Here is a 282-nt window from a genome sequence, read left to right as displayed (position 1 = left end):
GTTCCCTGACTGTCGGCATCACCGATGCCACCGTTGACGGCCAGACCTTCGAAAACCTGCAGCTGGGTGGCTCCGCCACCGTGCAGATCGCCGACACCATCAACGATGTCGTGGCGACCCTGACCGCCGACAAGACCACTGTCGCCGAAGGTGGCCAGATCACCTACACCGTGACCCTGACCAGCAAGGATGGCTTGCCGGTTACTGGCCACCAGGGCCTGACCTTTACGCTCACCGACGGCACTGTCGTCGAAGTGGCCAAGGGCAGTGCTGCCGGTACCG

Annotated in this window: 1 protein-coding gene; it reads left to right on the top strand. The window is 63.5% G+C overall.

All coding sequences use genetic code 11. The features are described 5' to 3' along the window. Nucleotides 1-282 (top strand): immunoglobulin-like domain-containing protein (locus tag G7009_RS28375; protein WP_181133391.1); only part of this gene is annotated, 282 nt, incomplete at both ends.

The organism is Pseudomonas capeferrum (genome assembly GCF_013523055.1).
Taxonomy (GTDB): Bacteria; Pseudomonadota; Gammaproteobacteria; order Pseudomonadales; family Pseudomonadaceae; genus Aquipseudomonas; species Aquipseudomonas capeferrum_A.
Note: the sequence above shows the minus strand (reverse complement) of the source record. Positions and strands in the feature narration are given on the sequence as shown.